Origin of the sequence: Niallia sp. HCP3S3_B10 (assembly GCF_052064465.1) — a bacterium.
GTDB classification, from domain to species: domain Bacteria; phylum Bacillota; class Bacilli; order Bacillales; family Cytobacillaceae; genus Niallia; species Niallia hominis.
The window spans coordinates 34462-59626 of the sequence record NZ_JBQHVO010000020.1 but is presented as its reverse complement, the minus strand read 5'-3'; the positions used below and the strand labels follow the sequence as shown (position 1 = coordinate 59626).

Here is a 25165-nt window from a genome sequence, read left to right as displayed (position 1 = left end):
TTGCATCCACTATTAAATATAATCATTTCTCACTGCATAGATTGCTAATTGGGTTCGATCTCTTAATTCTAACTTGGCTAAAATTTGGGTAATATGATTTTTTATAGTTCCAACAGATAATAATAATTCGCTGGAAATTTCTTTATTGGTTTTTCCTTGTCCAATCTTTTTCACAATATCTATTTCTCGCTTCGTCAAAGGAATGTTGTGGTTGTGGCTAAAAGCCTTCTCCTGAATAGCTTCTTTCTTTAAAAGCTTAGGCATTAATTTAGCGGCAACTTGGTCATGTATCGAGATGCCACCTGATAAACAGCTCTTTATGCTATTTACTAAACTAACGCTATCTGTCGTCTTAAGGAGGAACCCATTTGCTCCTTCTTGAAATGCCTGTATGGCATATTCCTCATCGTTAAAGGTAGTCAGAATAAGTATTTTAATATGTGGATATTGCTGGCGAATTCGTTTCGTTGCTTCCATTCCATCCATAATTGGCATGCGGATATCCATAAGGATAATATCTACTATTGTTTTTTCTAATAAAGACAATACTTCTTTCCCATTTTCTGCTTCCGCAACAACGTGGATTTCTTCGTCTTGCTCAATGATCATCTTTAATCCATTTCTGACTATTGCTTGATCCTCCGCAATTAACACATGAATCATTTTTCTCCCCTCCCAACAGGAATATTTCCTTGCAGGATAAATTCTCCATCTAATTGAAGAACCTCTAATTTCCCTTGTCCCTCCTCTATTCTTTTTGTCATGTTGTCTAAGCCAAACCCATAATGAAATGGATGCTTATGAATATATGGATTTCTAATCTCAAAAGTTAGATTTCCAATCGGAGATACACCTAGCGTAATATGTACGGCCTTTGAACTTCCATATTTCATGGCATTTGTTATTCCTTCCTGTATGGAACGATAAAGAACAGCATTTTGCTTATTGCTTAGATTGACTAGTAGTACTCCTTGCTTTGTTGTAAAATGGACGTGAATATTGTTTTCACTTTCCAATTTTTTTATAAGTGCAATAATAGAAGCAATTCCACCAGATTCCCCCACTTGTAATAGTCGAACCGCCTTCCTTGTTTCTTCTAAGCATTCTTCTGTCATATCCTTCAGAATCCTATATTGTTCTTTATTCTCTTTAATCGAATATTGTTCGATTTGCATCATTAATGCTGTTAGCTTATGACCAACGGAATCATGCATTTCTCTAGCAATGAGATTCCGTTCTTCCACTCTTGCCGCATGTTCATTATGATAGGATTGTCTTTTTTGTATACGATAATCGTTTAATAAAGATTCATATGTATCTCTGATTTGTAGATAATCTTTATCTAGCTCGTTTAAACGAATGAGTAAATAGGAGATTAACAGAAAAAGAGTGATCCAAATAAAAGGGACATAGGATGATATAATAATTCCTATTGCACTATTTATCAAAAACAATGAGCAAATTATTATACGAAAAAAATTTGTTGATACGTATCTACCCACTTCCATCGTAAAATAAAGCATTAATAGGAAGAGATAGCCATGTAGCTCAACTTCTGTTACAAGCAGCGTTATATCAAGAAGAATCAAAATGAATAAAAAAGGAATGCTTTTTCTTTTAAAAACAGGTACAAGAAAATAAAATCCAAGAATAATAGCGAAAAGAAATAATAGCATAGCGAAATTCCATGCATCTGTTCTAAAGGCTTGATATAAAGCTCCTATACAAAGGAGTAAAAGTATTCCAATGTTCATGGTAAGTACCTTCATGTATTGCCTCCATTTCTCCCAATACTTTTTAACGCTGAGCAGAATTAATTCTTTTGAAAAAAGGCTTGTAGAAATAATTCTTCTACAAGCCTTCAGACTCTAAAGATTAAATACTATATCCTATTACCAACACGAGAATAAAGGAAATAACCAATAAAATCCACAGTGTTTTCGTATTTTCTCCTTTTTTTGTGCGAATAAGAACCATTTCAAGCATCCCAATCACCCAAATGCCGACTAGCATTTTTATTGTGTGCATGAAATCCATGCCTGTTTTTGCAAGCAAGCCAATTCCCGAACCAATAATCAGAATGTATACGACACGCAATACCATATGGAGGATTTTACTTCCCTTTTCTTTTCCAGCTTTATGTAAACCGAATGATATGGCAAATAGAACTAGTCCAATAATCCATGTCAGTACATGAGCATCTGTAGAACTCATATATCTCCCTCCTTTTCTCCATCATTTTAACACATATCGTAACCTTCCTTCTATTCGCGAAACATCATACGTCCTTTATTACTTTATTAAAAAGGGTGCCGATTCCTTCAACAGCAATTTCAATCGAATCCCCACCCTTTAAAAAACGTGGCGGATTAAAGCCTTTCCCCACTCCAGCAGGTGTTCCAGTTGCAATAATATCACCTGGCTCTAAAGTCATTCCTTTAGACAATACATGAATTACCTCTTCGATTGGAAAGATAAAATGCTTGGTATTCGACTTCTGTCTAATTTCACCATTGACCATTGTCGTAATATTTAATTCATTCGGATTCGGAATGCTGTCCTTTGTCACAATCCATGGACCCATCGGTGCACTTGTATCAAGGCTTTTTCCGATAAAAAATTGTTTATGTTTCTTCTGCAAATCTCTTGCAGTGATATCATTCAATATCGTATAGCCAAATATATAGTCCAATGCCTCCTCCTTCTTAATTCCTTTCCCTCTTTTTCCAATCACAACAGCAAGTTCACCCTCGTAATCAAGTTGTTCCGTTACTTCCCTATGCTCCAGAATGTTATCCGTATGTCCAATAATAGTTGTAGGAGCTTTCGTAAAGACCATTACATGCTCTGGAATATCCTCTTTACTTCCCATTTCAATTGCATGTTCCACATAATTTTTTCCTACACAAAAGATATTTTTTCTTGGTCTAGGAATAGGTGCTAGAAACTTCACTTTTTCCAGTGGGATATAATAACTAGCATGGTCATTTTGTTCTTCTACCCAATGAATTAACTCCTTCACATTGTCCAAAAATCCTTCTTGTTCTATGCATGTAACAAGGTCTTCCACATATGATCGTTTTCCCGTACGCTTCTCTTCTACATCATTTAAGGGCAATATCCCCGCTTCTTCTACTAATCCTATAAATACTTTGTCATCAAATCCAACCGTTGCAATCTTCATTTCTTTCCTCCCTTTTTTTCAAACATGTAAGAAAATTATAAACTTTCTTTATTAATTTTCCAAATAAAAAAAGATTTGTTCAAATAGAAGCAAAGTGAGCTTATCAACAGATAAAAAGAAATGAAAGGCTCTTTATAGAACTTCCCTTCCTTCTTGCTGTATTTCTTGTCATAGTACAACCATTCATAAGAATAAAGTAGTTAGGAGAAGAATTTATCTGTATAGGTGAATCACCTATTTTGCGGAGTTCCATAGTATGTATAAGAATATTGTATAAAGGATGTTGAATATGCCAGCAATTGTTGGAGTAGCTCAAGTTATTTCAGTGGGAGGTAGTTCTATTTTTAATATTGGGGATGTATACAAAATGATGCCTATCTCTAATGCGAAAACATTTTCTGGATCTGGCTCTTTTAATACAGGTGATGGATTAAGGGTTACTAACTATCGCAGTTCTACTAATACGTATGATAACGATGGACTGGATCAGCCAATCGCAGCAAATGCGTAAGTAGACTAAAGGGTGATGTGTAATGAATTATTTTATCCAACAATCGATAGTCATAAACACCATTAAAATTGGAGGTATTTCCAACTCCTCTGTATTACAAATAGGAAGTGCAGGTATTATTAAACCTGCTTCGTATTTATATAATACAGGCGGATTCACAGAATCAGCTCCTGAACTAAAACCAGATGAACCTGGTCCTAACGTAGCAGATGAGGAAACACTTTTCTCGCCTGCAGTTCCCTTGCAGTCTCCTCGAAAATAGGTATTAAGGAAAAAAGGGGGGATAGAAATGTCTTATGATTTTTACCAATATAGTGAAAAAATGAGCCATTATTTACAGCTGCTTGAAAAAAGAATAAAGGATTTAGAAAAACAAGTAGCCACCCTGACCAATGAGATTACAACAATAAAAGAAAAACCAAGTGTTCATATTGAACGAATTGACTACAGTTTTGATCAATTAAAAGTGGAGACACTAGAAGGTACACTAAATATTGGACTCAATCCAGAAGATTTAAGCAATATTGAAGAGCTAGCTATTAATCCGAATTCACCCATTGATCCAAAGCAAATGATGAATCGGTCCATGGATATTGAAGAAGAAATGAATCAATATATTCAATTAGAACTGCCAGACATCATTCGAAAGAAGCAAATAGAACTAAATATGCCGGAAGAGGAATCATATATCTCTTTTATACAAGAGGATATTATCAAGCAAATGCCAACCAGAATCCAATATTATTTACAGCAAGGTTCTAATCGTAAACAAAAGGAAGGCAAATTAACCAATGAAGATATTATCCAAGCCTTAAAGGAAGAAATGGAAAATGGAGTCCATTTATTTTTAAGCCATATACCAGATAACATGAAAGGAAGTGGAAAAGAATGAATTTTCAAGTATATAACCGAGAGCTTCAAGTTGGAAATATAAATATCATCGGTGTTGCGAGCTCCTCTATTTGCTTGGTAGGAGATGCACAATCCATTCAATTGGCCTCTACATTCGATACACCCGCTGAATCACTAATAATAGGTCCATTTGTTCCACTGCATCCGAAAATTTAATCATGCTACAGCGAACATCTGTTGTCGATTTAATCAATGTTAGGACAGTATCCTTTTCTTCGATTGTAGAGATTGGTGACGCTATTTACCATCAAGCCGTTTCACGAGCTATAGCTGTTCAAAGGCAGAAGGAGCTCTTTTATGGAAAGGAAGGGGCTTATGAAGACTATGCTGTCTTTAAAGAACCAATTCCATTAACCCCTATAATAGAAAACGTAGAATGCCATTTTGAAAATATGAAACCCATTATTAAAGTTCATCATATAGATATTACAGGAATATCTTCCTGCTCTTTATTGCAAATTGGCAATTGTCGACATATGTATGCAGAAGCACGGATTAAGCATATTCGTCAAATCGAGCAAACTATTGCGTCAGAGGTTGGAAATAATTTAATCCAATTAAATGAACCTAGCCAATTAGGTGTTCCAACCTCCCAAAGTCCTGTTACTGTTACTGGTACAGATAATACTGGGTCGCCATTTTCAGATGTGGAGCAAGAACAATAAAGGGATGGCTCAATAAGAAGGGCTTCCTCCCTTAATAAGAATAAGCTATGTAACAAGGAGGTAAAAAAATGCCTGCAATCGTAGGTCCAGTACAAATTGTTAACGTAGGGGAAGGAATTGTCCAATTTGGGGATTCATTGTTTATTTCTCCTAAAGGAAATTCTAAAGCAACCTTAGGCTCAGGTACCTCCAATACTGGAGCTTTTATCATTACAAACAATGGTGTGAATGCAAGTAACTATGTGGACACTAGTTTACTAGATCAACCAGTTGTTGCCAATAACTAACATAATATTCAACCCGTTCTATAGATAGTTATTTTTATCTTGCAAGGAGGATAGAATCATGCCTGCTATAATAGGTCCGATTCAAATTGTCAATACAGGAGCAGGAATTGTTCAGTTTGGAGATTCTCTATTTATCTCTCCTAAAGACAATTCAAAATCAACAATAGGTTCAGGCACTGGGAATAGAGGTGCATTTGTTATTACCAATAATGCGGTTAATTCCAGTAACTATACAGATAGTAGTGGCGTTGATCAGTCAATAACCGATAATAACTAAACGAAAAAAGGCATCTCGCAGAAGTTTTTGCGGGATGCCTTTTATTCTGCACTATTTAAATTAGAATGTTTTTATAACTCCAACACTTGTCCACCATCAAAGAAAAACAAATATTTCTCTTCTATGTTTCGCTTTAAGATTTTTTCTAATGCTTCTGTATATAGCTCCATTTGTATTTTATACCGTGATTCCAGTATCGGCTTAGCCTCTTCATACCCTCCTTTATACCGGGCAGTTATCGTGTCTGTTTTATAATCAAGCAACACCGTGCCTAACTCATCTTCAAAGAATACATCAATAATTCCCTGTACAAGAACTGGCTCTTCTTCTCCCGACCAGTCTGCATATACTCGACTTGCTGGATAGGCAATATTAAACGGAATTTCGCGTACAAGCTTTGGTGCTTGCTGCATTCTTTTTCCTAGAGAGGACTGGAAAAAAGATAGGATAGAGGAAATATCAATTACTTCCACTTGCTCACTTGTTAATAATTCTTTTCTAACCATCTCTTCTAATAATTGCTTCAGACTAGCTTCTGTAACCTCCGCTTTTACATCAACATGCTGCATAACCATATGCATTGCGGTTCCGATTTCTGCTGGACTTAATTTTTTTTCCTGCATAAACCTTGGTCGATTCCACACGGTTTGCTTCCACGCCTTTACAAGCTCTGTTCCACTTTGAGCATCTCGCAGTTCCCCTTGGCGTTTTAATTCAGAAACAGACTGCTTGGAGCGATGTGACGTACTTTCTTCTGAAGAATACGACCATGCAAATGTTTCTTTTATTGCTTCCTTGTAAACAGAAGAACTTTCTATTTTTTTCCCCTCTACTATTTTATTTAACCATTCCTCATCCTTTATCTCTTCCTCAACGGATCGGGTTAAAAGCTCTTCTTTTTGCAATACTTTCACTTCCCAATTGGATGGATGGGAAGAAATTTCGTCTTTTTCACTCCAGCTTTCTAAATGAATCCATGTATTGTCCCGATGTCTGACTAACGCCGGTCCAATCCAATCTAAATAAGACTTAGCTTGTGCACGATCAAATTCATTTAAAAGCCAATTCGAATGTCCTGCAATCTGTGACCATTTCTGTTTTGCCTTTTCTATATCTTTTACAGCACCTATTAAAATCAGCTTTTCCTTTGCTCGAGTTAAAGCAACATATAATACGCGCATTTCTTCTGCAAGGAGCTCCATTTTTTTCTTTTTGGAAAACGCAATTTGAGGAAGAGATGGGTAGGATATACGCTTTTTCGCATCAATATATTTCGTAGCAAAGCCTAAATCCTTATCAAGTAAAAAGTTTTTTCTTAAATCCATCGTATTGAAATTGCGTCCCATACCTGCCATAAACACAAAAGGGAATTCCAAGCCTTTACTGCTATGAATGGTCATAATTCGAATAACATCTTCTTGTTCCGTTAAGGCTCTTGCAGCACCTAAATCATTTCCTCGATCTCTCATTCTCTCCACGAAGCGAAGGAAGCGGAACAACCCACGAAACGATGTCTCTTCATATTGACGAGCTCTATCATAAAGTGCACGCAAATTAGCCTGACGCTGATTTCCTGCTGGTAAGCCCCCAACAAAATCATAAAAATACGTTTCACGATACAGCTTCCAAATCAGCTCCGATAAAGCTCCTCTTCTTGCCTCCGAACGCCACTCAGCCAATTTATCAAAAAACGGTCTGATTTTTTCATATAGTTCTTCTTCTTTCATCCTGTTCATATGGATATACACCTGAATAGCTTCATAAAAAGCTCCTTGCTTTTTCGCAATTCGCAATTTACTTAACTCCTCTTCTGATAACCCAACAATCGGGGAGCGAAGAACCGATGCAAGAGGAATATCTTGGTATGGATTATCAATAACCTTTAGTAAAGACATCATGATATCCACTTCTGTTGATTCAAAATAACCGGTTGTTAAATTAGCATATGTCGGTATATTATACTGCTTTAATTCTTCCATAATTTGCGGAGCCCATGTCATGGACCGTAATAAAATGACCATATCCTTATAACGAATTGGTCGGTATGCTTTTAGTTTTGCATCATATACCTCTTGGTTTGTTTCCAACAATTCTTTAACCTTTTCAGCAATAACTCTTGCCTCCAATTGTGATTGCTCTAGTTCTGCTGCATCTATACCTGTTGTCTCTCCATCTATTTCACTATCTTCACTAGAATCAGCACTTTGATTTACTAATGCAACTTCAATCGGATAAGAATTTTCTTCTGGATAACTCGCACCTAGCTTTAATTCAGCACTTTCATCGTATTCAATTTCGCCTACCTTTACTCCCATAATTTGCTTAAAGAGAAAGTTCGTTCCTTCTAATACTTCTTTTCTACTTCGAAAGTTTTTTGCTAAATCAATTTTAAAGCCAGCGTCCTCCCGCTCTTGAAAGCGAAGATATTTGGCTAAAAATAAGTTTGGTTCCGCTAATCGAAACCGATAGATACTTTGTTTTACGTCCCCGACCATAAAAAGATTTCCTTCCGATTCTCTATCCTTTGTCACTAGTTTTAGAATAGATTCCTGAACTAAATTCACGTCCTGGTATTCATCTATAAGGACTTCTTTAAATTGAGCTCGATAAAATAATGCAGCTTCTGATGGAATTAGTTCATTTTCTTCTGGACGACTTAAAATGGATAGACAATAATGCTCTAAATCAGCAAAGTCGACTAATCCTTTATCCATTTTTATTTGCTGAAATCTTTCTCCAAAGGCTTCCACTAGATAAACAAGTGTCTCCACGTGTGGCTTCATCTCCGCCATATCCTTTAAAAAGCTTTGCGGCTTTCTTGTAAAAAGATCACCTTGCATTTCTTGCAATATTTTTTTGGCACGCTCTCTAATTCTTTGCCCCTCTTCTACTAGTGAAGGATCATAGTCGTCTCCTTTACAAGGCTTTGCTCGTGAAAATTTCAATTTCTGCATTGCCTCATATAAAGTTTCCCAAGATTGAGCCTTTGCTTTTTCAAGAATGGAAACCAATTCCAAATCCTCTAGAAAATTGCTTGCACGTGGTGCTGGCCCTCCCGGAAGCTTCGTCAATTCATAGCCATATTCAAGTAGCTTCCTTACTCCTTCTAATTGCAGTTCCACATCATCGATTAAATGCTTCACAAATGGTAATTCCATGATATCTGCATCTTCTCCGATAGCATACATCTTGATTAAAGACTGTAAATAAGCAGAAGGAAATGGATTAGAACGAGAAAAATCATATATTTCTTGAATCATTCGCTGCAAAGCATCATCACTGCGATCATTTGTAAAGGCATCAACTAAATCAAAAAATGCTACATTATTTTCCTTCCCATATTCCTCTTCAAATAGATCTTCTAAACATTCATCTCTTAATAATTGTCCTTCTGTTTCATCTGCAATTCTAAATCCTGGATCTAAATCAATAACATAATAATATTTTCGAATGACTTCTAAACAGAAAGAATGAATTGTCGAGATATGAGCTTTATTTAAAAGCGCCAATTGTCTTTTTAAATGCTGAGATGTTGGATTCGCATTAATTTCCTTTTCTAATACTTCTCCAATCCGGTGCTTCATTTCAGCTGCAGACGCATTCGTAAACGTAACAACAAGCAATTCATCGACATTTATCGGCTGATCGGATACAATTTTCCGAATCATCCTTTCTACTAAAACAGCTGTTTTTCCAGATCCTGCTGCAGCAGCAACTAAAATGTCCTGCCCACTAGACATAATCGCCTTCCATTGATCATCTGTCCAGGTTACATCTGCTGGCTTGTCCGGTATGCTAATCTCTTTCATTCCTGTTAGCCTCCTCTCGGATTAATTGCAGCACTTCATCCTTTGAATAGGCTGGCAATTGTCTATATTGGTTTGTTTCTAATGCTTCATCAAATTGGCAAACAGATTTAAACGAACAGAAAGTACAAGGCTTTTTCTCATTTAAGCGATACGGTTCAATGCCTACTTCCCCACTAATAATTTTGTTTCCTGAATCCCTATATTTATGGCGAACAAACTTTTGCATTTCACTAAAGTCTTCTTTTGTTGCGACTTTAGAAGCTTTTGTTAGAGTTCCATCTGTCTTAAAACCTGCTGGCACAATTGGAGAACTCCCTTTTTCTAACGTTTCATCCATTAGCTGAATAACTCGCTCTTCTCCAAGCATTAGCCCATTCATTTTAAATTTCTTCAATAATTCTTCTTCGATTTCATCTAATGTTAATATTTTCTTACTAGAAATCATCGGATTGTGTACATGAAAATATAATACTCCTGCTGGGCTCGCTTCCTTATCTACTAATATTGTACTGTTTGTAATAATTAAATCTAAATAAGTAAGCATCTGTAAAGATAGTCCATAATATACTTCATTCATATTTAATTCTTGGCTACTTGATTTATAGTCGATGACTCTTAAATATACTTCTTCTCCAACAACCGCTTTATCGACACGATCGATTCTTCCAATCAAATCCATATTTGAACCGTTTTTTAACGGAAAAGAAATGGATGGAAGCTTTCCTTTTGGACCAAATTCTAGTTCTAAATCAATTGGTGAGAAGCCACTATGCTTAGCATGTTCGCTTAAAATAAGGGAAGCCCTACTGATGATTTGCTCTAACTTTCTTTTTATATAATGATGTCTATTTGTGCTAAGCAATATTTCATTTTGCAATTTAGGTGCGAGCATATCTACGGCATCCTTTGCAAGCCGCTCACATTGCTCTCTCGTTAAACTAGACCACATTAACTCCTTATTCATCACTGTTTCTGCTATATATTTCAAGGCAGCATGAAATAAATCACCGATTGCCGGTGCCTCTAAGCGATATACTTGTCGTTCTCGGAGCTTTAATCCATGTGTCGCAAAATGTGAAAATGGACAAGCATGAAATAATTCCATCCTAGAGACACTTGCCGAAATAGTATCTCCATATAATTCACTGCTTGTTTGTTCTGATAATTTTTCTGTTTGATTTTGATACGTTAAACTAGAGAACACCTTTTTGGCAGGTTCTCTCCAATTTGTATTCTCTATATATTCATTGTAAACATCCCACCAGAAATCATAGATAGGATATTCTCTTTTCTTTAAATAAAGCTGTCCTGTTAAATAAGATAAGGTCGTTTGAAAATGGACCACATAATCCAGCTGCCCTTCTTCTGACAGCTCTTTTGGATCTGACATAAAGAAGAGAGTAGTGGCATTAGGAAATAAATCTCTCATTCTTTTGATATAAGTAGATGCCAAAATAGATTTCCCTTCATCATTTGCTAACGGATAGGTTAAGTAAAGACAATCAGATGGCGTAGTAAATGCTTTGTATGCAAGAAATTCTTCATCTAACAGTCTCGTTTTACTTGTAGGAGCTAGCTTCATTCCTTTTTGTTGCAAAGCTTCTCTATCCGTGTCTGCAAGTATTCCTTCATCCTGAAATCTCGATGGAAAAACACCTTCGTTTAGACCGATAACAAACGCTACTTTTATATCATTTAACCGAGACTGTTCTATATCGGCGATTAAAACCTGATCCAGGGCTGGAGGAACGAGGGAGAATTTCAATGTATCTAAACCGGCATTCACAACTGTTGCAAATTGCTTCGTTGAAAATTCCTCTTCTCCTAGTATTTCTACAAATTGATCAAGCATTTCCACTATGCTATTCCATGCTTGATCATGTTCTCCAGCTTTTACTAGCTCTCCTTTTTCCTCTAACTCATTCTTCCAGTATTCCATTTTCAGCGGTACTTCAAGTTCTTCTAAAAATAGATATAAAGCTTCACATTTAGCGCGTCCTGTTTTCCCTCTTTTCAAACGGTTTTGAAGGCGAATTAACGGCGCAGTTAAAGACAAACGCAGTTCATTTAATTCTTGCTCGAATTCTTTTTCTGCATCTGTCTGAACTCCTTGCTCCCATTCTAATCCTTGGATTCTTCTATATTTCCAACGCTCTTTGGAAGTCCACTTATTTCCTTTTATTCCATAAGCAAGACAATAATTTTCAAGTCTATCTACCTTTTCTCGAATATTATTTTTGCGTTCATGGAGTGGGAAAAGTAACTCCGTTTTTATAGAACGAAATACAGGCTCATAACGCCAATTTGTTTCAAAAATTTCTAAAGAAGAACGAATCAGTTCTACTAAAGGATGATCATGCATTCTGCTTTTCTGATCAATAAATATTGGAATATGATAGTCTCTAAAAACCGTTTCAATAATATTTTGATACGTAGCCAAATTACGAGAAAGTAAACTTATCTCCCGATAACGGTAGTGCTTATCTCTAACAAGCTTGACAATTTCCCGCGCAATCCCTTCTATTTCTGCGCGTGGATTAATGCTTTCCGCAAATTTGATTGTTGTTTCTTCTGTATAAGCTTGAACTGGTCTGCTGTCAAAATGAGTTTCTATATGCATTAACGACGGATGGCTATCTTTTTTATATTCCGTAAACTCTACAATATCAACTTCAACTCCTACTTGCTTGGCCATCGAGTGAATGGTTTGAAAGGATTCTGTCGACATTCGAAATAAGCTTAAGTCATCATGTTGTGAAAATGAAGGATCTAATGTATTGGTAATTGTTACCCTTTCACAAAGGTGCATTAACTTTTGAATAATCAAATATTCTTGAGGAGTAAAGCTATAAAAACCATCGATATAAATTTCCGCACTTTTCAAATAGGAGGATTCACTCATCTTTTCCGCAAGTAAACGAAAATAATCCTCTCCATCGATGTATTTACCGATCAATCTTTGTTCAAATTGCTCATATATTAGTTCAAGATCACTGATTTTATCCATTAATGCCTTTGCTGATTCCTGGTTGTCCTCTATTTGTTCTTTTGTTGTTAGCAGTTCTTCAGGAGTAACCGTGTATCTCCTAAATTCAGTGACTAGTTGTTCAACCTGCTCTATAAATCCATTTTTATCGGCTACCTTTTTAAAAAGAGTTAGCTTATTTTTATTTTCTTCAATAATCTTGCGTATGAGCATATTAACACCAATACTATTTATATGGTAGCGACTAATTCCACCAGTCTCTTGCAATATTCTCCAAGCAAGACGAGTAAAACTATACACTTGTGCCCGAAACATTCCTTGAACCTCAGATCCGGATAGTAATCGCTGATCGGATAAAAAGGTCATCTGATCTGGGACAATATAAATTACAGGATTGCCTTCCGGATTTGCGGCAAGCTTTGCTTGGATCTCTTCTATACAAAACGTTGTTTTTCCAGTACCAGATCGACCTGCTAATAAGCGAACAGTCATCCAATCCCTCCCCTTTTTTTCTCTATCACCATAATACTTTATATGTATATAACATCATATCATAGAAACACATGTTTCCATAGAAAAGCGACACTGGATAATTTTTCTCATCCTCAACTTAAACGATACTACTCGAATAGTCGTGAAGAAATGAGAAATAGGGAAAAGCTTTATTACTCCTCGTGTGCTGATATCTCCTGACTTTATACCAATCAAAACAACATAAAGAAAAAAGAACTCAAACTTGAGTTCTCCTTTATCCATCCTTCTAAAAGGTAAATTGAATTTCATTAAATGGCCAATAACGCAAGCTAACTTTTCCAACTACTTGATCAATGGAAATGAATCCGAAATGGCGACTATCCCAACTTCCTAATCGATTATCCCCTAATACAAATAATTTCCCTTTTGGAACAGTAGCCTCCCCGGTTAGTTCTTTTAACGTAAAATTCCCCGTTAGCCTTCCGGATGAAACTTGTTTACGATAATCATTTAGAAATGGCTCCTCATACTTTTTCCCATTTATAAATAGATGGTCATCTCTATATTCTACTCTATCTCCAGGGATGCCAATTACTCGTTTCACATAATCATCATTTTCATTTGCATGAAAAACAATAATATCAAAGTGATCAAAATCAGTCATTTTATAACCAACTTTATTAACAACTAATTTGTTTCCGTCCTGTAATGTAGGCATCATCGATTCACCTTCCACTACATAATTGGAGAAGAAAAAAGCACGAATTATAACAAAGATGATAATCCCGATTGCAAATGCCTTTAACCATTCTATGCTTTCTTTCTTTATAGCTTCTTTCAACCTCTATCTCCTCCAAATAAATTTTGCAGACCATCTTTTCTAATGGCTTCTCTCTTTCTCTTCCATTCCCGGATTATTCATTTTTATCTCGATTCGTTTCCCAATAGCCCAAAGAATAAAGATAGCTATCCCAACAGGTATTGTACGTAATGGCTGCGCAATCATTGATTTCAAGTCATAGCCAATAAAGCTAATCGTACTAATCATGACTAGTTTACCTGCTATAACGGCAAGCACATATTGGCTCGTACTAATTCTCGATAAACCAGCCACTATATTTACAAGTGCAGAAGGTGTAAACGGAAAACATAGCATTAAGAACAACGGACCAAATCCATGTCGCTCAATCCAGATTATTGGTTTCTGCACCTTTTTATGTTTTCTTAAAAAGCTCAGCAGTCTTTTTTTCCCATACTTTCGGATTATCGAGAATACTAGCAATGCACCTAAGATTGTTCCAGCCCATGAATATAAAAATCCTAGCCAAAATCCAAAAGCATTTACATTAGCCATAATAAAAACAAAAAGCGGCAAAAAAGGGATAAACGCCTCAATCATTGGCAATAAGACCCCTGGCAACGGTCCGAACGAGCGATAACTGTCAATTAAGTCCATTATATTTTCAAGCGTAAACCATTCTTTAATTAAGTTCATATCCATGAGCAAAACCCCTTGTATAACAACTTACGCATCTTTTTGTATTTGTATTCTTTTAACTCTGGCGTTTTTGATGAATCCACTTAAAACACAAGTGGACTTCATACCATTTCCCTTCTATTAGAACCTTTTGTTGCTATAGCATTTATTAGCAAACAATCTACTTAACTATTCTAGTTTAATTCTTTATTCTTTCTAAAATATAAAGAATATGTTAAAGATAATTCAATTTATTGTGCCAAAAATTCTTTTATTGCTGTTTTATTCGCTTCTAAATCGACAGATAAGACAGCAGCTCCATTTACTCGCATATCTTGGAAACTTCCATCTACTGGAACTCTTAGCGACTCTACCTCATGATTTTTTGAAGTCAATAATTCCTTCCCAATAAACAGCATATCCCCTGTTTCCATACTCGTATTAATGTAAGGCATTATTACCCCTGCTAGTTTTGGCAGCTTAGCAAATGTCTGTACAGCAGAAACTTGATCAGCAAGTGCTTGCAATGTTTTTTGTTGTCTTGCCACCCTTCCGAAATCAGATTCTGCATCATGTCGGAAACGCACATAGCCTAGTAACTGCTTGCCATTTAAATGTTGCAATCCTGGCTCCAACGTTACGCCTATATTTTCAGACATTTGTTTCTCTACATTGATTTCCACACCATCTGGAAATACTTCATCAACTACAGCTTCAAATCCTTCAAAATTAATAATCGCATAATATTGCAATTCTATATCAAAATTTTGTTTGATTGTTTGCCTTAAAAGCTCAGGACCTCCGAGAGTATAGGCAGTATTAATCCTCCCTTGACTATATCCAGGTATATCCACATACATATCTCTCATGAGTGATATTAGTTTATATGTACCATTATCAGGATGATATTGGGCTACCATTATGGTATCTGTTCTGGATTGATTTTCCCCTTTACGCTGGTCACTTCCAAGCAAAAGGATATTCGTTCCACCATTACTATCCTTTTCCCCATTAAATTCGTATTTAACCTCGTCTACTCCAATCTTCCCTAACGACTGTTTTTCTCCTTGCTTAAATTGAATAATACTGTATATACCTACCAAAAATATAAATAGAATTAGGAATAGAAAGAAAACCCTCCCTTTACGTAATTTCCTTCTTTTCTTTCCTTTTCTATATTCCGCTCTCCCCATTTCATTAATCCTTTCCATATTAAAGTTCTTTTTATTTTTTTATGACTCTTTATTACTATCAAGTGTAACCTTTGTACAAAAATATAGACCTTCTTCTCCTTGTAAATCCTGTTTGCTATTGAACTCTTTCATTTCTTAATGGATAGCTTTCTTTTTACTATCATAACAAAAAAAGTTCTTTTCTACATTTTTTTCTTGCTTAAAATTACATTACAGGATAGAATTATACTTTTTCTATTTATATACACTTACTTATACTTCGGTATTTTATAAGTTAATCTTAAAAATGGAAGACCCATTTTGCTTCAGATTATATAGGCAAAAATAATAATTTTGCGCATAAAAAAAGGCGCCAGATGGCACCCTTTTATTTAATCGTTATACATATTTCAAAAACCAATTGTTAATATAGTTTAGTCTTTCTATTCTAAGTGTAGGTTTTCCACTTCTTGAAAGTTCATGATTTGATTCTGGGAAACGGACAAATTTCGTTTCTTTTTTTTGCACCTTTAAGGCAATAAATAATTGCTCTGCCTGTTCAATTGGACAACGAAAATCTTTTTCTCCATGCAATATAAGCAATGGTGTTTGCATATTATTTACATAAGCTAATGGAGAATGCTTCCACAGTGTTTCAATATCATTTAAGTCTGCTTTTATTTGCCAATCAGTAAAGTAGTATCCTATATCACTAACTCCATAAAAACTTATCCAATTGGAAATAGAGCGCTGTGTGACTGCTGCCTTGAAACGATCCGTATGACCTATAATCCAGTTTGTCATGAAGCCACCATAGCTCCCTCCTGTAACCCCTAAACGAGAAGCATCGATAAAATCAAATGTCTCTAGACAATAATCCACCGCATCCATAATGTCTTCATAATCCTTCCCGCCATAATCTCCACGTACAGCATCTACAAATTGCTGCCCATAGCCATGACTTCCTCTCGGATTAATAAACAATACCGCAAACCCATTAGAAGTTAGTGTTTGGAATTCATGGAAATAGGAATTAGCATACATTGCATGTGGTCCCCCATGAATTTCTACTACCATTGGATATTTTTCGCCCGCTTTAAAGTCTTGTGGCTTCATTAACCACCCATGCAGCTCCCAGCCATCTCGAGAATGAAATTGTAATGGCTCAGCTTCAGAAAATGTATGTGTTTCCGCAAACTCTTTATTTACATCTGTAATTTGCTGAACCTCGCCTGTCTCTAAATTTAGGGTGTATAAATCTCCTGGATGTGTAGGTGTACTAATAGCTACAATCGCTCTTTTTAAACTTCCGCCAGTTGATAACCCATACACATGATGATTATCGATAAGAGACGGATAGATTGCACCTGAAATATTTCCAAAATAGACAATGGTATTTCCATGGTCAGTTCCTAAAAAAGTAAAGCTTTCATTATCCTCTCCCCATAGTATGCCAGGTGTTACAGATCCCTGTTGAAAATCTCCGATTGCATAATCGCCAACATTTACATCCCATTCCGGTGTTAAGCATTGTAGATAATCAGATTCTAAATCATATACCCATATTTTTGACAGAGTCGCATTCTCGTATTCTCTGCCACTTCCTATCAATCCTAGTCTTTTGCTATCAGGTGTCCAAGTTGCTTTTCCATAAGAGCCATTACTTTCTGTAACCTTCTTCCAGTTCCGTTCTTTTCTATTATATAGATAAATATCTGCAATAAAGCTAAAATCCTTTTCATCGCTTTCATCTGCACTAATTGCTATGTACTGTCCATCAGGGGACCAGCTTTGCACATAATAATTATTTTCTCCTGATGTAATCTGCTCTAGATCGCCACTTTCTATATTTATGATAGCAATATGATCATAGCTTCCATCCCAAAAGCCCTTGCCGTCCGATTTGTACTTCATATTAGTTACTTCTAGTGAAGTAACCTTTTCCTCTTTCTTCTCCGTTATATTTTCTTTGTCTTCAACTGTTTCTCCCATTTTTAAATTACATTGAAAAGCTATTTCCTTGCTATCCGGGGACCAAACTGGATTACTTACTCCATTGGCTAAAAAGGTTAGTTGCTTTGCTTCTCCACCTTGCTTATTTAATAAAAACAATTGATTTTTCCCAGATCGATTCGAAATAAAGACAACTTGTTCTCCATTCGGTGACCATCTTGGTGAATAGTTTCGATCTTTCCCAAATGTCCATTGAGTTGTATCTAATGTATCTAGACGCTTATAAAAAATATTGGAATAATACTTATCGGTCTCTTTACAAATGGAAGTGAGTACATATAAACATTCCTGTCCTTTTTCATTAACCTGAGGATCAACGACAGATTTTAATTCATACAAAGCTTCTGCATTTATTCTATTGCTTTCTTTCAATTTCATCTTCCTTCCCTTATTTAAAGTAACTATATATTTCGACAACTGAAATAATTTCCCCTCCTTCTCTCTCTCTTTTCTTCTAAAAAATTTTTTCAGGAATTACAGCATTAATATCCACCTTCCTAAATTTACATGTAACATGCTTTTTAGAGACTGTGAAAAATATCATTATCAACTTGAAAATTACAGCCAAACAAGGTATTATCGAATAAGAACAAATGTTCTATAACATATAAGAAGGGGTCAATGATTATGACACGAATTCCTGAAATAGAAAGGGACATTATGGAAAAAGCTATTTATCTTCCTATGCTTTTAACTATACTTAATCGGGATCTGCAGGTCATCAAAAAAAGTAATTTTAAGCTAAAACAACCTTATATAGACCTTATAGAAAATACAATGAATGCAGTACAAACGGAGTTAAAAAAAACGAAGAATTATATGTATAAGCATGCTTTGAAGATTCAAGAAGTAAATCGTGATGAAGCATTTACCATGTTTTTGTTTATTTACAACGGTTATGAGGAATATCATAATTACTTTAACCCACGTCTTCGGAATAAAGTTCAAGAACTATTAGAGTATTATTTATACAAAAGGTTTACTATTAGTTAACAAAAGTAAATAAAAAAAGCTCCTTTTCAATTGCTATCCGATTTACTCCACTTCTTTTTATATTTCATTTGGTTTTCTGCCAGCTCTATCTGTTTATCCATTCCACTTTTATACGTGAGTTTGGGATTCATACTAGCTTCATAATTATAATGTTGCAAAGTTTTATATGAATTCGTCCTCATTATTTGATTTCTCAGAGAATAGATGGAAATCCCTATTTCAATCTTTTGTGAGTTTTGGAAGGTGATTCTTACTTTGGACGCTTCTATTTTTTTAATGTCAAGAATATGATGAAGTGAAATCCATGCACAGTTTTGATTTCTAGGAGAATGAGTAGGAAAAAAATAAACAGAATTATATGGATCAATTACGATTGGAACCTTATGGTAATAGGTCATTAACCGACGAGTTCCCTCTCTCCTTCCTTCATAGGAGCTCCCCAGATAACTACAGGTATTTTTAACAATCATTAGCGGGCTATGTTTGCATAAAAAAACGTTATTTTGTTCGTATATCTTTGAATAGATAACACCATTAGCCAACTTATAAGGGAGCACTGCTCGCGTATGATAATTAATAGCATAATTATCAACTATTACATATTTTTCTTCCATCAATAAATCACTCCTTTTATTTAGTAAACTAACCTAATAATAGCACTTTTTACCTAATTAACCTAAATACTTCCTAAATTTTCAGAACATAGACATACTTTATAATCAAATTTCTAAATTATTAAAAAATAGATTGATAATTATCAAATTTTCCCATATAATATTAAAAAGGCATCAGGAGGGAAAGACAATGAATGATAAGTCCTACACTGAGTTTACAAAGTTAAGTGGCAAGAAAAAGAACACAGAAACTTATGTAAAAGACCTCTACATTGAAATGCTGCTTTCTGAAATTCAATTAAATAATGAAAAAGCAAGTTTGATGTCCTTGATTGATAAAGCCATTGATGAACGAAATAAAGAAAAATTTAACGAACTAAGTATTAAATTCAACTTATTATGTAAGCGCTTCGGTACTTGATAATAAAGAGTTCTAAATAATTTAAGGATGCCCCAAAGAGCTAATCCAGCTAGCTGAATTAAGCCCTTTGAGACATCCTTTATCTTTTGCTCATGATAGTTATCTATGTTTTTAAATTTAGTCAAGTATAAAAACTAAGTCGTTTTTACATCTATGTTTAAAATAATAAACACGAGCATTTATGCAAAATGATTACATAATACTTCGTGTTTATCGTTATTTGAAATAAAGGTAGCTTTATTCAAGAGCTAAATTAGAGATTATTCGTCTTTAAAGATTAGTAGTATCCCACATGGAAACGATCATTCTTGCTGTTGATTTTGCAAACGGATACTTTCCTCTTCTAGCTTACTGATTCTTTCTAGCATTGTCGGATGACTATAACGGAATATTTTTACTAATAAAGGTGGGTTTACTTCACTCAATCCCGTTTTTGCTAACTTTTGAAAAGTAACAATACCTGCTTCTGGATCTTCTGTTAATTGGACTGCATAGTCATCAGCCCTTTTTTCTTCATATCTTGAAATTAAATTAGTTACTGGATTTACAGCAAACAGCAACATGGAAATTAATAAAAGTACTAGAGGAAAAGAATGGATATCCTCTACTCTCGATATTTTAAGTGCATCTCCCCATCTATTCACAATCCAGTGCATTAATTTATAAACAAAATATAAACCAAACAAGGAAAAGAATAAAGAAATGCCTATCCCAATATAAATATGTTTTTCTACATAATGAGCCATTTCATGTGCCATAACAAATAAAATTTCGTCATTCTCTAATTCCTTTAAACTCGTATCCCATAGGACAATTCTTGCATTGCTTCCTATTCCAGTAACATATGCATTTAATGCACTAGTTTTATCAGACATATTCACTTCGAAAACATGGTTAGCTGGTATATTCGAAGCACTCGCTAACTTCAATATTTCAGCCTCTAATGCCTTATCCTTTAAAGGGGTGAAATCATTATAGAGCGGATCAATAACAACCGGTTGGATAAACGTGAGAAATAATGTAAACGGAATAGATAAAAACCATGCATAAAGCCACCATCTCTTTTGACTTTTTTTCATAAGCCAATATAAAACGATGACAAGGAGATACAAAATAACATAATTCACCCAAAAATCAATCATTTCGTCCTTCATCCAGGATGGAAAGCTTTGTGTAGAGATATGATAAGTCTTTGATAAGGAATAACTGATATACCCAAGAGGAAAGGTCAAAACAAATGCTGTTATATTCAGCCAAAATAAATAAATAGCTGTTTGTAGCGGCTTATATTTAGCAGAAGACTCTCCCCATTTTTTAAATGCTTTCGAAAAACCAAATAATAAAATGAATAAGTATAGAAGCCATTCAAATGGTGTTGATATAAAAAACAAGAAATTTCTTACCCGTGAATATTCCTCACTTAATACTAATTCTCTGCTATTTAGAAAAGTACTTGGATCAGCTCTAGACCCCTGAAATTCAAATGGCAAAGTTGGACTAGTGTATTGAAATAAATACCAATAAAAAAACAAGCCGTATAACACATAGGCAACCACTGCATAAAAACCAATTTTTCTAGTCATAATCTCCCTCCTGCCTAGTACAACCTATTATTAATAAGTAGTCCAAAAAAGAATTTTTAGAACTAAAAGGAGTATTTTTTGCTATTTATTTTGTTTATCTTATTAGTCATTGGAATCGACATCTGTTTAACACTGTTTTATCAGTTAAACATAAAAAATTGTCCGCGCCATTCCACTAAAGAAATATTATTCACTGAAAGAACGTAAAAAAGCATCCTAAACAATAGGATAACCACTATCATTTTAGATGCTAAAATATGCTCTGAAGTTATTAATAAATCAATTGCAGAAAATCTTCTTTTGTTACATTCCCAAAATAATGCTTAATAGAAATGTCTTCTAATGCCTTTTCTAACTCTGCGCGGTCATAGCGGATACCAATAAGGCGTTTCTCGATATCCTCTACATCGCCAACACCAAAGAAGTCACCATAAATTTTACAGTTTTTCACAATTCCTTTAACCACATCGAATCTTACATCAATTTGCCCAACTGGGAAACGATGTGAATGCTGCAGATTGAATTTAGGTGATTTTCCATAATTCCAATCCCAATTTTGGTATCTTTCTTTTGATAATTGATGAATTTTCTCCCAATCTTCTTCTGTTAATACATACTCTTGGATATTCTCTTCCCCGTCAAAAAGATAAACTAATAAAAGACGACGAAACTCTTCCACCGATATTTTTTCTGGTAGAAATTCAGTAATGTTCGCTACTCTACTTCTTACAGATTTAATCCCTTTTGACTCAATTTTGTCTTTTTTCACTTTTAATGCTGACACAACATGATCCATTTCAGAATCAAATAACAAGGTACCATGGGTAAACATTCTTCCTCTTGTAGAGAATTGGGCATTACCAGAAATTTTTCTACCTTCTGCAAGAAGATCATTGCGACCACTTAATTCAGCATTTACTCCCATGCTTTTAAGCGCTTGGACAACAGGCTCTGTGAATTTTCTAAAATTATGAAAGCTATCCCCGTCATCCTTTGTAATAAAGCTATAATTTAAATTGCCTAAATCATGATAAACAGCACCGCCACCAGACAATCTTCTGACAACATGTATGCCTTTTGATTCTACATAATCGGTATTAATTTCTTCTATCGTATTTTGGTTTTTCCCAATAATGATGGAAGGTTCATTTATATAAAATAAAAGAAAAGTTTCATTTATGTCTAGATTTTTCAAAGCATATTCTTCTATTGCAAGATTAATACGCGGATCTGTAATCCCTTTATTATCTATAAATAGCATAAAAAGACACCCCTTAAAATTTTGTAGAATTATATCCTATTTTCCCGAATTTAATTACCCTTTTATACTATAACGAAAAAACCTGAAATAATCACTTCATTTGTACTTTTTTCATAGAATTGGCAAAGTTTTTTATAACACAGATTTGGCTGCACAATCAAAAAGCTGCTATTTGGCAGCTTCAAGAATTTCTATCATAAATATCCAATAGAGTTTCTATGAAGATACAAAGCAGCAGCTTTCTTATTATTCCGCAGTAACTTCCATGTCATTGTTTATATAATGACGTCTATATTTAAAGATAAAGTAAATAGCTGTACCTGCAAAGAACAATATTGGATAAATCCCCAAAATCTCTGCATTATGCCACATATACTCAAAATCACCAGTTGAGATTACCGCTTTTAAGCCAGCTACTGAATAAGACATTGGCAATAGATTGTGGATATGTTGTAATACATTTGGTATTAACTCTAACGGAAATGTTCCCGCACTTGTAGTTAATTGGAAAATCATGATTATTACGATAATAAACCGTCCAGGATTTCCAAATAACGTAACAAAAAATTGGATAATCGAGAAAAATACTAAACTAGTTAGAACAGTAAATAGGATAAACAACGGTACGCTTTGAACTTCCATACCCAAAATAACGAGCAATACAAAGGACGCAACTAGTGCCTGCAAGACACCCACTCCAACTAGAATGATCGTTTTGCTTAAAAACCAACGCATACCACTTTTTGGCTGTCTCTCTGGTTCGGCAAAAGAGAAAACGATAGATAACATTAAAGCACCAACAAACAATCCAAGTGAGATAAAATATGGAGCTAAGCCCGTTCCATAATTCGGAACATCCGATACCTTTTCTTGGTCCACTAAAATCGGTTCTGCAATCATATCATAGGTTTTTTCATCCGAATGTATGGAACTTGCTTCCTCCGCTCCATCGGATAATTTAGAAGATAGCTCTTTACTACCATCCAATAAGGTAGAAGTTCCATTAACCAGTTCCTTTGAACCGTTTTTCAGCAAGTTGGTTCCATCTGATAAAGCAGTGGAACCAGTTGCAAGTGTATTCATTCCTGTTAGCAATGTATTCGCACCTTCAGCTAAATTAAAAGACCCATCGACAGCTTTTGAGAATTCAGAGGCATACTGATTCATTCCAGACACAAATTGTTCTTGACCAGCTACCTGTTGCTTTACCCCACTTTCTAACTTCGAGCTACCATCACTTAACTGATTAACACCTGTTTGAAGCTGTTTTTGACCTTCATTTAATTCAGTTAGACCGCTTGAAAGGCTCACTCCACCTTCTGCCAGCTGGTCTGCTGCTTGGCTCAAAGCCACTGTATTTGTAGCAATAGAAGAGCTTCCGTCCACCAACCCTTGAATGGCTGCCATTAACTGCTGTTGATTTTCTTCTGGTAATCCTTGTAGCATCGGCATAATCGAATTTATTGTTTCCTGTAAGGTTTTAGCACCTTCATTTAATTGATTTGCTCCAGCAGCTAATTGTTCTGATTTATCACTCCATTCTGTTAAACTTTGCGATAAATTATCTGAACCAGTTTGAAGCTGATTTGTCCCTTCGATTAGCGAAGGTATACTCGCTTTAACTGTATTGATTCCATCTTTTGTTTGAGACACGCCATCCAGAATGGATTGATCCCCTGCTTGTAATTGCTCAGCGGCAGTACTTAATTCCCCTTGTGCGGATTGTAACTCCGATAACCCTTTATTCAAATCCCCCGCACCATCTGCTAGCTCTTTCACTCCATCATTCGCACTATTTACACCATCAGAAAATTGAATTGACTTTTCAGCAAGTGTTTTTAAGTTAGAATAAACCTCTTCTGTCCCAGATTTAATTTTATCTGTTCCTTCTTCTAAATCTTTTGCACCAGAGCTTGCTGTTTTTAAGCCATCTGACATTTCTGTAATGTTTTCAAAAATAGATTCCGCATAAGTTTCCGTTACTTCTTTACTTACACCTTGCTTAATTTTTTCAATTGCAGAGTTCCCTATTTGAGAAGAAATAAAGTTATAGCCAGGATTAGAGATATATTTCAAATCTAATTTCTGTGGATTATCTTCAAGTAAGGTCGTCGCATTTTCCGAAAAATCTTTTGGTATCTCTATCAACATATAATACTTTTGCTTTTCTAAATTTTCATATGCTGTTTTTTTATCAACAAAAATAAAGTGGAAATCTTCGCTGTCCTTTAAGTTTTCAACTAAATCGTTACCAATCTCTAATGATTTCCCGTTCATTTCTGTCCCGGTATCTTCATTAACGACTGCAACGGGTAATTTGTCTAAGTTTCCATAAGGATCCCAAAAGGCCCATAAGTAGATGCCTGCATATAATATTGGAATAAATACAATAGCAATAACAGAAATGAGCATCATTTTATTTTTAAAAATAGAGGACAGCTCTGCCTTTAATAAACTTTGTTTCATGTAATTCCCCTCCATTTTTCCATAACTCTATTATTCTTTTCCATTACTTTCAATTATTAA

Annotated in this window: 23 protein-coding genes; 9 read left to right on the top strand and 14 right to left on the bottom strand. The window is 35.0% G+C overall.

Annotation, left to right across the window (positions count from 1 at the left end; genetic code table 11):
- Window positions 1–12 precede the first annotated feature (12 nt).
- The 4 genes from ACTNDN_RS10980 to ACTNDN_RS10965 form a co-directional block, all read right to left on the bottom strand.
- Entirely contained in the window at window positions 13–663 is a 651-nt protein-coding gene (locus ACTNDN_RS10980) for a response regulator transcription factor (protein WP_031536627.1), read from the bottom strand.
- On the bottom strand, window positions 660–1769 hold the full coding sequence (locus ACTNDN_RS10975; RefSeq protein ID WP_031536628.1) for a sensor histidine kinase: 1110 nt from the start codon (window positions 1767–1769) through the stop codon (window positions 660–662). The genes ACTNDN_RS10980 and ACTNDN_RS10975 overlap by 4 nt, the downstream gene beginning before the upstream one ends.
- Window positions 1770–1875: 106 nt before the next feature.
- Complete coding sequence (locus ACTNDN_RS10970; protein WP_031536629.1) at window positions 1876–2214, bottom strand: YisL family protein; 339 nt, start codon at window positions 2212–2214, stop codon at window positions 1876–1878.
- 64 nt (window positions 2215–2278) lie between these two features.
- Complete coding sequence (locus tag ACTNDN_RS10965) at window positions 2279–3184, bottom strand: fumarylacetoacetate hydrolase family protein (RefSeq protein ID WP_235251549.1); 906 nt, start codon at window positions 3182–3184, stop codon at window positions 2279–2281.
- 289 nt (window positions 3185–3473) lie between these two features.
- On the opposite strand from ACTNDN_RS10965, the gene ACTNDN_RS10960 reads away from it, so the two are divergent.
- The 7 genes from ACTNDN_RS10960 to ACTNDN_RS10930 all read left to right on the top strand — a co-directional run bounded on the left by ACTNDN_RS10960 (window position 3474) and on the right by ACTNDN_RS10930 (window position 5836).
- Window positions 3474–3695 (top strand): spore germination protein, encoded by a 222-nt coding sequence (locus ACTNDN_RS10960; protein WP_031536631.1) that lies wholly within the window; start codon window positions 3474–3476, stop codon window positions 3693–3695.
- Between the two features lie 22 nt (window positions 3696–3717).
- On the top strand, window positions 3718–3957 hold the full coding sequence (locus tag ACTNDN_RS10955) for a spore germination protein GerPB (protein ID WP_031536632.1): 240 nt from the start codon (window positions 3718–3720) through the stop codon (window positions 3955–3957).
- 27 nt (window positions 3958–3984) lie between these two features.
- The gene (gerPC, locus tag ACTNDN_RS10950; protein ID WP_441131241.1) at window positions 3985–4587 is read left to right on the top strand and encodes a spore germination protein GerPC; all 603 of its coding nucleotides are present in this window, start codon (window positions 3985–3987) and stop codon (window positions 4585–4587) included.
- The gene (locus tag ACTNDN_RS10945; protein WP_031536634.1) at window positions 4584–4763 is read left to right on the top strand and encodes a hypothetical protein; all 180 of its coding nucleotides are present in this window, start codon (window positions 4584–4586) and stop codon (window positions 4761–4763) included. The genes gerPC and ACTNDN_RS10945 overlap by 4 nt, the downstream gene beginning before the upstream one ends.
- A 2-nt stretch (window positions 4764–4765) precedes the next feature.
- Window positions 4766–5272 carry a spore germination protein GerPE gene (locus tag ACTNDN_RS10940; RefSeq protein WP_065429055.1) on the top strand — a complete coding sequence of 169 codons (507 nt, stop codon included), beginning with the start codon at window positions 4766–4768 and terminating at the stop codon, window positions 5270–5272.
- A gap of 68 nt (window positions 5273–5340) precedes the next feature.
- A complete protein-coding gene (locus ACTNDN_RS10935; RefSeq protein WP_031536636.1) occupies window positions 5341–5559 on the top strand; it encodes a spore germination protein in 219 nt (72 codons plus the stop codon).
- Window positions 5560–5617: 58 nt separating this feature from the next.
- Window positions 5618–5836, top strand: coding sequence for a spore germination protein (locus ACTNDN_RS10930; protein WP_031536637.1), 219 nt, complete (start codon window positions 5618–5620; stop codon window positions 5834–5836).
- Between the two features lie 71 nt (window positions 5837–5907).
- Here the strand turns inward: ACTNDN_RS10930 and addA are convergent, their stop codons facing one another.
- The 6 genes from addA to ACTNDN_RS10900 all read right to left on the bottom strand — a co-directional run bounded on the left by addA (window position 5908) and on the right by ACTNDN_RS10900 (window position 18145).
- Window positions 5908–9645: a helicase-exonuclease AddAB subunit AddA gene (addA, locus tag ACTNDN_RS10925; protein WP_031536638.1), complete on the bottom strand. Its 3738-nt coding sequence runs from the start codon at window positions 9643–9645 to the stop codon at window positions 5908–5910.
- A complete protein-coding gene (addB, locus tag ACTNDN_RS10920) occupies window positions 9632–13123 on the bottom strand; it encodes a helicase-exonuclease AddAB subunit AddB (protein ID WP_441131240.1) in 3492 nt (1163 codons plus the stop codon). The genes addA and addB overlap by 14 nt, the downstream gene beginning before the upstream one ends.
- A gap of 268 nt (window positions 13124–13391) precedes the next feature.
- On the bottom strand, window positions 13392–13946 hold the full coding sequence (gene lepB, locus ACTNDN_RS10915) for a signal peptidase I (RefSeq protein WP_031536640.1): 555 nt from the start codon (window positions 13944–13946) through the stop codon (window positions 13392–13394).
- Between the two features lie 39 nt (window positions 13947–13985).
- The gene (locus ACTNDN_RS10910) at window positions 13986–14606 is read right to left on the bottom strand and encodes a TVP38/TMEM64 family protein (protein ID WP_031536641.1); all 621 of its coding nucleotides are present in this window, start codon (window positions 14604–14606) and stop codon (window positions 13986–13988) included.
- Between the two features lie 227 nt (window positions 14607–14833).
- Window positions 14834–15775: an LCP family protein gene (locus ACTNDN_RS10905; RefSeq protein WP_031536642.1), complete on the bottom strand. Its 942-nt coding sequence runs from the start codon at window positions 15773–15775 to the stop codon at window positions 14834–14836.
- A 378-nt stretch (window positions 15776–16153) separates the two neighbouring features.
- The gene (locus ACTNDN_RS10900) at window positions 16154–18145 is read right to left on the bottom strand and encodes a S9 family peptidase (RefSeq protein WP_031536643.1); all 1992 of its coding nucleotides are present in this window, start codon (window positions 18143–18145) and stop codon (window positions 16154–16156) included.
- Between the two features lie 249 nt (window positions 18146–18394).
- On the opposite strand from ACTNDN_RS10900, the gene ACTNDN_RS10895 reads away from it, so the two are divergent.
- Window positions 18395–18760: a hypothetical protein gene (locus ACTNDN_RS10895; protein WP_031536644.1), complete on the top strand. Its 366-nt coding sequence runs from the start codon at window positions 18395–18397 to the stop codon at window positions 18758–18760.
- A gap of 26 nt (window positions 18761–18786) precedes the next feature.
- On the opposite strand, the gene ACTNDN_RS10890 is transcribed toward ACTNDN_RS10895, so the two are convergent.
- Complete coding sequence (locus ACTNDN_RS10890; RefSeq protein ID WP_048717148.1) at window positions 18787–19374, bottom strand: competence protein ComK; 588 nt, start codon at window positions 19372–19374, stop codon at window positions 18787–18789.
- Between the two features lie 190 nt (window positions 19375–19564).
- Between ACTNDN_RS10890 and ACTNDN_RS10885 the strand changes: the two genes are divergently transcribed.
- Window positions 19565–19795 (top strand): IDEAL domain-containing protein, encoded by a 231-nt coding sequence (locus ACTNDN_RS10885; RefSeq protein ID WP_031536646.1) that lies wholly within the window; start codon window positions 19565–19567, stop codon window positions 19793–19795.
- Window positions 19796–20097: 302 nt separating this feature from the next.
- Here the strand turns inward: ACTNDN_RS10885 and ACTNDN_RS10880 are convergent, their stop codons facing one another.
- From ACTNDN_RS10880 to ACTNDN_RS10870, 3 genes are all read right to left on the bottom strand, one after another.
- The gene (locus ACTNDN_RS10880) at window positions 20098–21378 is read right to left on the bottom strand and encodes a M48 family metallopeptidase (RefSeq protein WP_235251555.1); all 1281 of its coding nucleotides are present in this window, start codon (window positions 21376–21378) and stop codon (window positions 20098–20100) included.
- A gap of 271 nt (window positions 21379–21649) precedes the next feature.
- Window positions 21650–22639 carry a lipoate--protein ligase gene (locus tag ACTNDN_RS10875; protein ID WP_031536648.1) on the bottom strand — a complete coding sequence of 330 codons (990 nt, stop codon included), beginning with the start codon at window positions 22637–22639 and terminating at the stop codon, window positions 21650–21652.
- Window positions 22640–22885: 246 nt separating this feature from the next.
- A complete protein-coding gene (locus ACTNDN_RS10870; RefSeq protein WP_031536649.1) occupies window positions 22886–25105 on the bottom strand; it encodes a YhgE/Pip domain-containing protein in 2220 nt (739 codons plus the stop codon).
- Between the last annotated feature and the right edge of the window lie 60 nt (window positions 25106–25165).